This window comes from Ruegeria sp. CDSA089, from assembly GCF_059612205.1.
The window spans coordinates 25,399-32,784 of record NZ_JBXWQD010000014.1 but is presented as its reverse complement, the minus strand read 5'-3'; the positions used below and the strand labels follow the sequence as shown (position 1 = coordinate 32,784).

The following is a 7,386-nucleotide window of genomic DNA, read 5'->3' as shown; positions in this document are numbered from 1 at the left end:
TTCCAGTCCGTCAGCACCGTCTCCAGCGCCCCAGCACCGCCTCAGCAGCGCCGGTGAAGGGGGTTCTAAGGTTTACCCCGGAAAGCCGCAAGCAGAAAATCTGGAAAAATCGGAAAAAACTCTGCTTGAAAAATTTTCAACATATTTACAGTTACTTACCGAAAATTCCCTTCCCAAAACGAACACCCCAGGCCACCGTTTCGACGTGCATCCCAGGTTTTGCACAGGCTTACCCACAGACTCAGGCGGAATCGACCTGTCGGAATCGGTTGAGTGGGTTCGACAGCGGCAGACGCAGGGCCAGAAGGCCCAGAATCACGCTCAGATAGATCAGTGGCTCGATCTGGAACCCTTTCGCCAGCATCACGTAATGCAGCCCGCCCAAAATCGCAGCTGGATAGACCAGACGTTGTAGAACGCGCCAGCGTGGACCCAAACGGCGCACCGACAGATTATTTGAAGTCACAGCCAGGGGCAGCAGCAGAAGAAATCCGGCCATGCCCACCGTGATATAGGGACGTTTGAGGATGTCGGCCCAGATCTGGCTCGGCAGTTGCACATCCAAAACCAACCATACCAACAGATGCAGACTAACATAGACGAAGGTCAGCACCCCCAAAGCGCGACGGAACTTCGTCAGGTTCAGTCCCGAAAACCGCCGCAACGGGGACACCGCAAGCACGACAATCAACAGCTGTAACGCCAACTCGCCATAGCGATGTTCCAGCGCCTCAATCGGATCAATACCCAGTCCTCCGGTCAAACCCTGATAGAACATCCACGGTGCCGGGATCAGGCCCAGCAGGTAGACAGCCCAAACAGGCGCTCGGCGGAGTATCTGGTTCACGGTCTGCATGCGCCTAATAGTATTCCGACAGATCCATGCCTTCGTAAAGACCGGCGACTTCGGCCTCGTAGCCGTTGAACATCAGCGTCGGAATACGTTTCGAGAACAGCCCGCCCCCGATGGTACGTTCCGACGCCTGAGACCAGCGCGGGTGATCCACATTCGGGTTCACATTACTATAGAAGCCATATTCGCGCGGATTGGCCATGTTCCAACTTGTCGGAGGCTCAACGTCTGTCAGGGTAATCCGAACAATCGACTTGATCGACTTGAATCCGTACTTCCATGGAACAACCAAACGCAAAGGGGCACCGTTCTGGTTCGGGATCGGACGATCATAGATTCCCGCCGCCAGGATCGTCAGCGGATGCATGGCCTCGTCCAGACGCAAACCTTCACGGTACGGCCAGTCCAGGACCGGGAATTGAACGCCGGGCATCTCATCAGGACGGTATGCGGTTTCGAAGGCAACAAACTTGGCTCCTTCCTGCACTCCGGCCATGTTCAGCAGATCGGCCAGCTCAAACCCGTTCCAGGGCACCACCATTGACCAGGCCTCGACGCAGCGAAAACGATAGATGCGTTCTTCGACCGTCATCTCAGACATGATGTCCTTGAAATCATATTCGCCGGGACGGTCGACCAATCCATCGATCTGCACGCTCCAGGGTTCCGTTACCAGCGTGTGGGCGTATTTCGCAGGATCATCCTTGCGCGTACCGAACTCATAATAGTTGTTGTAAGACGTGATCTCTTCCCAGGTGTTGGGCACCAGATCCTCGGCCGCCTCTTCGGCCGCACCTTTCTGCGCCATCCCTGCCAAGCCGACACCTGCAAGCCCGGCCATCACCTGCCGCCGGTTCATAAACGCCGCCCGAGGGGTAACGTCTGCACGTGTCAAATTATTGGTCCAGCGATGCGCCATCTGCGTCTCCGTGATCGTTCTGTATTAGAGTCCAATTAGTGCGCTCATAGCACAGGACCAAGGCAACATGCGTCACGATTGGGAGAAGAGGCTGTAATGTATCCGCCACTCGGGAAACTCATATTGAGAGATAACGGTACAGATTCGCGCGATTTCGAGCGTTTTGACCAATAAGACCTAGCGTCAAGGTTGATATTCCCGCTAGCCAATGCCCAATCCGGAAGCGTAAGTTTTCTAAGGGCGCGAAGGGACAGAGTAGGCTGCCGTATATGGCTGGCATCGCAGTTGGCGCCAAGGGAAACGACGAGAATACGATCGGAAAGGACGAGACATGAAAACGAAAATGCTTGCGGGCTTGTCGCTGGTGCTGTTCATCGCTGCCTGCGCTGAGAATGAAACATATCCCATCAGCGGCTGCGATTCGAATGAAACATTCCCCGTAACCTGCGAGGAAATCGGCGACGACACTGGCCTGGACGAAAGCAACGCTCAGGATCTGAACGCCCTTCCGTCGGGCACCTGATCACGCATGATCTAAAAACCGAACACGTCGATGTTCGCACAATAACCCGCCATTCATCGGCGGGTTATTCGTTTTCAGCCCACCAGTTTCTCCCAAAATATCCTTTCAATTCAATAATATGAATTTTAAATTTAACAGATTAAGCCTTTACAGGCCATTTCCCAGCCTTGCACTCTGATTGCCGGGTACGCTGAAAATTCGAATGATCAGCCCCCGGATCGAACGCTGGACAGGGAGAAGACGAATATGTGCGACATCTGTGTAATGAATGCGGTCAAGGACCGAATGCTTTCACGGCGCAGTTTCTTCAAGGCCGCCGCTGCGTCGGGTGTGGCCGTTGCCGCCGGAGGGGTCACCGCACCCGCCGCTATGGCCTCAGGACATGGCAAGGTCGAAGATATGACCCACACGATCAGCCCCGATTTCCCGACCTATTTCGGAGAGCCGGGCTATTCCGCCGAACAAATCTACAGCTTCGGCGAACACGGCTTCAATCTTCAGCGGATCACAGTAAACGAACATACCGGTACCCATGTCGATGCACCACTGCATTTCTCGGCGGATGGGGCGTCGGTGGATGAAATTCCGGTCTCTGACCTGATCGCCCCACTATGTGTGGTCGATATTGCCGCCCGCGCGGCTGAGGACGCGGATACGCTGCTGACACCCGATGACCTAAAGGCATGGATGGCCAGTCACGGCGATATTCCGGACGGGGCCTGTGTGGCCCTGTATTCTGGCTGGGCCGCCAAGGTCGATAGCGACGCCTATCGCGGGTTTGACGGGCAGGCACAGCACTATCCCGGTTTCCACGTCGAGGCGGCACAGATGTTGATCGAGGAAACTGGTGCACGCTCAATCGCCTCGGACACGCTGTCACTGGACCACGGCCCTTCGGCAACCTTTGATACGCACTATGCGTGGTTATCCACCGGTCGTTTCGGGATCGAAAATATCGCCGGGCTGGACCGCATTCCGGCCTCTGGCGCAACGCTCGTCGTCGGCGCGCCGACACATGCGGGCGGAACCGGCGGACCCGCGCGCATTTTTGCGATGGTTTGACAAGTTCTGTCAAACGATCGCCAGTGGAAAGAGCTCTACGAAACAGAAAAACCCGCCGTGAAGGCGGGTTCTTCCTTTTGCCTCAGTGCACGACCGCGTCATTTGGCCTTGGGCGGTCCGAGGTGCCCAGGCGGTCGCCGATGATCAGGCCATCCGAACCTGCCGAGACCGGGACGGTTTCACCGTCCTTGATTTCACCGGCCAGCAACGCCTCGGCCAGCGGGTTCTGAAGCGCGCGTTGGATCACGCGTTTCAGCGGACGCGCGCCAAAGACCGGGTCATAGCCTTCATCGGCCAACCATTGCTTGGCACCATCATCCAGCGCCAGCTCGATCTTGCGGGCGGCCAGTCGTTTCTGCAGACGTGCCATCTGGATATCGACGATGCCATCCATGTCGGCCCGCTTGAGCCGGTCAAAGATGATGGTCTCATCCAGACGGTTGAGGAGTTCGGGCCGGAAATGGGCTCGGACCGCATCCATCACATCCCGCCGCGCCTGCGCACTGTCGGCTCCTTCGGGCAACTGGCTAAGCGCCTGCGACCCAAGGTTCGACGTCAGGATGATCAGCGTCTGTTTAAAGTCCACGGTGCGGCCCTGACCATCGGTCAGCACACCATCATCGAGAACCTGCAACAGCACGTTGAATACATCCGGGTGCGCCTTTTCGACCTCGTCAAACAGCACGACCTGATAGGGCCTGCGCCGCACGGCCTCGGTCAGCACGCCACCTTCGTCATACCCTACATAGCCCGGAGGGGCACCGATCAGACGGGCGACCGCATGCTTCTCCATGAACTCGGACATGTCGATGCGCACCATCGCGTTGTCGTCGTCGAACAGAAAGTTCGCCACGGCCTTGGTCAGCTCGGTCTTACCCACACCAGTCGGGCCGAGGAACAGGAACGAACCCAAGGGGCGGTTCTCGTCATTCAGGCCGGCCCGCGCACGGCGCACGGCGTTTGCGACGGCAGTGACGGCGGCATCCTGACCGATCACGCGGGAATGCAGGTCCTCTTCCATCCGCAGCAGTTTCTCGCGCTCGCCTTCCAGCATCTTGGCTGTCGGGATACCGGTCCAGCGTTCAACGACCGAAGCGATTTGCTCGGGGCGCACTGTTTCTTCCGCCGTCATCGCGTTGCTTTCGCTGTTCTCAGCGTCGGCCAACTGATTTTCAAGCTGGGGAATAACGCCATAGGACAACTCACCCGCCTTGGCGAGGTTGCCTTCGCGCTTGGCAATCTCAAGATCAGCCCGGGCCTTGTCGAGCTGTTCTTTCAGATCACGCGCACCCGCGAGCTTATCACGCTCGGCCTGCCACTGGGCGGTCATCTCGGCGGATTTCTCCTGCAAATCGGCCAGATCCTTTTGCAAGGTTTCCAGACGATCCTTCGAGGCCGCGTCATCTTCCAGCTTCAGCGCCTCTTCCTCGATCTGCATTTGCAGAATCTGGCGGTCCAACTGGTCCAGTTCTTCGGGCTTCGAATCCACCTCCATCCGCAGACGCGACGCTGCCTCATCAACAAGGTCGATGGCTTTGTCGGGCAAGAAACGGTCGGTGATATAGCGATGCGACAGCGTCGCCGCCGACACCAACGCCGAGTCTGAGATGCGCACGCCGTGGTGAAGCTCGTACTTTTCCTTGATGCCGCGCAGGATGCTGATCGTATCCTCGACCGTCGGCTCCTGTACCATTACGGGCTGGAACCGGCGCGCAAGGGCCGCGTCTTTTTCGACGTATTTGCGGTACTCATCCAGCGTGGTCGCGCCGATGCAATGCAGCTCACCCCGCGCAAGCGCTGGCTTGATCAGGTTCGCCGCATCCATCGCGCCGTCGGATTTACCAGCGCCGACCAGCGTGTGCATCTCATCAATGAACAAGATGATCTCACCCGCCGCTTCGGTCACTTCGGTCAGCACGGCCTTGAGGCGTTCTTCGAACTCACCACGGTACTTCGCACCGGCAATCAGCGCTCCCATGTCGAGCGCAAGCAGCTTCTTGTCCTTCAGCGATTCTGGCACGTCACCGTTAATGATGCGCAGGGCCATGCCCTCGGCGATCGCGGTTTTACCCACGCCGGGCTCACCGATCAGAACCGGGTTGTTCTTGGTTCGACGCGACAGAACCTGCATCGAGCGGCGGATTTCCTCATCCCGCCCAATGATCGGATCGATCTTGCCTTCGGCCGCAGCCTCGGTCAGATCGCGCGCATATTTCTTGAGTGCGTCATAGCCTTCTTCCGCCGACGCGGTATCGGCTGTGCGCCCCTTGCGGATATCGTTGATCGCCTCATTCAGTTTCTGCGCGGTCACGGCACCATCTTCCAAAGCCTCTTTAGCCTTGGATTTCACCATGCACAGCGCCATCAGAATGCGTTCGACAGGGACAAAACTGTCGCCCGCCTTGGTTGCAATCTTTTCGGCCTCGGCAAGAACCTTTGCGGTCTGGCCGTCCAGATAGACCTGACCTGTGTCGCCTTTGACCTTTGGAATGCGCGCCATCGAAGCGTCCAGCGCATTCACCACACGGCTGGGCGCACCACCGGCCCGCGTGATCAGGTTGCTGGCCAGCCCCTGATCGTCATCCATCAATGCTTTCAGCAAATGTTCGGGCGTCAGACGCTGATGCTCTTCCCGCATCGCAATAGTCTGCGCCGCTTGCACGAAACCCCGTGCCCGCTCGGTGAACTTGTTCAAGTCCATTTTATTCTCCTTTTCCAAGCGCCCTGTTTTGATGCGCCCGCCTGGCGGCACGCGTCGGTTTTGGGCCTCACATTCAATCTGGGAAATATCTGTCCCGGTTCAAGAGGCGGAGGCGTATATTCGACCCCTATCTGCGCGGCACGGAATAGACCGCATAGCCCCCCGTTTCCGCCACCTGTCGCGCGCCGTACATGTCGACCAGAGACTGAGCCGCACTGCCGCCTTCGGGGCAAGACACAAGGTCCGCCGCATCGTCCAGAAAGTCGACGGTAAAGGCCGTTTCACCCGTGATCTGACAATCGTCATCGGTCGAACGATACCCCCGCACCAGACGTAGGTTTTCGTTGGTGGGCGTTTTGACCACTGTATCGGCTGCTTCGGTTTCCAGCGGCATGTCCTGGCATCCGGCCAACACCAGTGCAAACGCGGCGGGCACAAGTTGTTTCATTCGCAAATCCGTTCCTTCAATGCGCGCTTAGTATAGCACAGTCTGAATGCGCTGCCGTGATCTGAATCACCTACCCATCCCACATGGACACAGACCCCCAAACCCGCTAGGACGCAGACGTTTGCCAAAAAACGGAGCGCCCTCATGTCCGACGACCGCCTTATCGTAGCCCTAGATGTCCCGAACGCCCTGCAAGGTCTGGCTATGGCCGAGCGGCTGGGAGACAGCGTTTCCTTCTATAAGATCGGGCTTGGCATGCTAACGGGCGGCGGGTTGGCGCTGGCCAATGAGCTGAAGCAGGATCACGGCAAGCGCATCTTTTTGGACATGAAGCTGTTCGACATCGGCAACACGGTCGAAAACGCGGTGCGTGGACTGGCGCAGTTCGATCTGGATTTCCTCACTGTTCATGGCGATCCCCACGTGGTGCGCGCCGCGAAAGAGGGCGCCTCGGGCAAGGATCTAAAGATCCTGGCTGTAACCATCCTGACCTCGCTGAACCGCGACGATCTGGACGCCAGTTTGCTGAAGCCGGGCGATGTGCAGGAGCTGGTGGTGGAACGCGCTGCCAAGGCGCTTGAGGCCGGGGCAGATGGCGTCATCGCCAGCCCGCAAGAGGCTGCGCTGATCCGCGCCCTGCCCCAGGCCGAAGGTCGGTTGATCGTCACCCCCGGCGTCCGTCCGGCAGGGGCTGCGCTTGGCGATCAGAAACGCGTTGCCACCCCGGCCAGCGCTATTGCAGATGGCGCAGACCACATCGTTGTGGGTCGTCCGATCTATCAGGCAGAGGACCCGAAAGCCGCCGCCCAAGCGGTTCTTGCCGAGTTAAATTCCTTGACACGGCACTAAACGCGGAGGTCAGAAACCGAGAAAAACATCG

At 58.2% G+C, this 7,386-nt stretch carries 7 protein-coding genes; 3 read left to right on the top strand and 4 right to left on the bottom strand.

Features of this window, described 5'->3' with window-relative positions; all coding sequences use genetic code 11:
- Positions 1-241 precede the first annotated feature (241 nt).
- Entirely contained in the window at positions 242-856 is a 615-nt protein-coding gene (msrQ, locus tag AC2FJ6_RS19965; RefSeq protein WP_170775523.1) for a protein-methionine-sulfoxide reductase heme-binding subunit MsrQ, read from the bottom strand.
- A gap of 4 nt (positions 857-860) precedes the next feature.
- The gene (msrP, locus tag AC2FJ6_RS19960) at positions 861-1,772 is read right to left on the bottom strand and encodes a protein-methionine-sulfoxide reductase catalytic subunit MsrP (RefSeq protein WP_170775521.1); all 912 of its coding nucleotides are present in this window, start codon (positions 1,770-1,772) and stop codon (positions 861-863) included.
- Between the two features lie 331 nt (positions 1,773-2,103).
- On the opposite strand from msrP, the gene AC2FJ6_RS19955 reads away from it, so the two are divergent.
- Positions 2,104-2,295: a hypothetical protein gene (locus AC2FJ6_RS19955; protein WP_170775519.1), complete on the top strand. Its 192-nt coding sequence runs from the start codon at positions 2,104-2,106 to the stop codon at positions 2,293-2,295.
- Between the two features lie 246 nt (positions 2,296-2,541).
- Positions 2,542-3,357, top strand: coding sequence for a cyclase family protein (locus tag AC2FJ6_RS19950; protein ID WP_170775517.1), 816 nt, complete (start codon positions 2,542-2,544; stop codon positions 3,355-3,357).
- Positions 3,358-3,439: 82 nt separating this feature from the next.
- Here the strand turns inward: AC2FJ6_RS19950 and clpB are convergent, their stop codons facing one another.
- Positions 3,440-6,058: an ATP-dependent chaperone ClpB gene (gene clpB / locus AC2FJ6_RS19945; protein ID WP_496669786.1), complete on the bottom strand. Its 2,619-nt coding sequence runs from the start codon at positions 6,056-6,058 to the stop codon at positions 3,440-3,442.
- A gap of 127 nt (positions 6,059-6,185) precedes the next feature.
- Positions 6,186-6,506 carry a hypothetical protein gene (locus tag AC2FJ6_RS19940; RefSeq protein WP_170775514.1) on the bottom strand — a complete coding sequence of 107 codons (321 nt, stop codon included), beginning with the start codon at positions 6,504-6,506 and terminating at the stop codon, positions 6,186-6,188.
- A 144-nt stretch (positions 6,507-6,650) separates the two neighbouring features.
- On the opposite strand from AC2FJ6_RS19940, the gene pyrF reads away from it, so the two are divergent.
- The gene (gene pyrF / locus AC2FJ6_RS19935) at positions 6,651-7,355 is read left to right on the top strand and encodes an orotidine-5'-phosphate decarboxylase (protein ID WP_170775512.1); all 705 of its coding nucleotides are present in this window, start codon (positions 6,651-6,653) and stop codon (positions 7,353-7,355) included.
- Positions 7,356-7,386 lie beyond the last annotated feature (31 nt).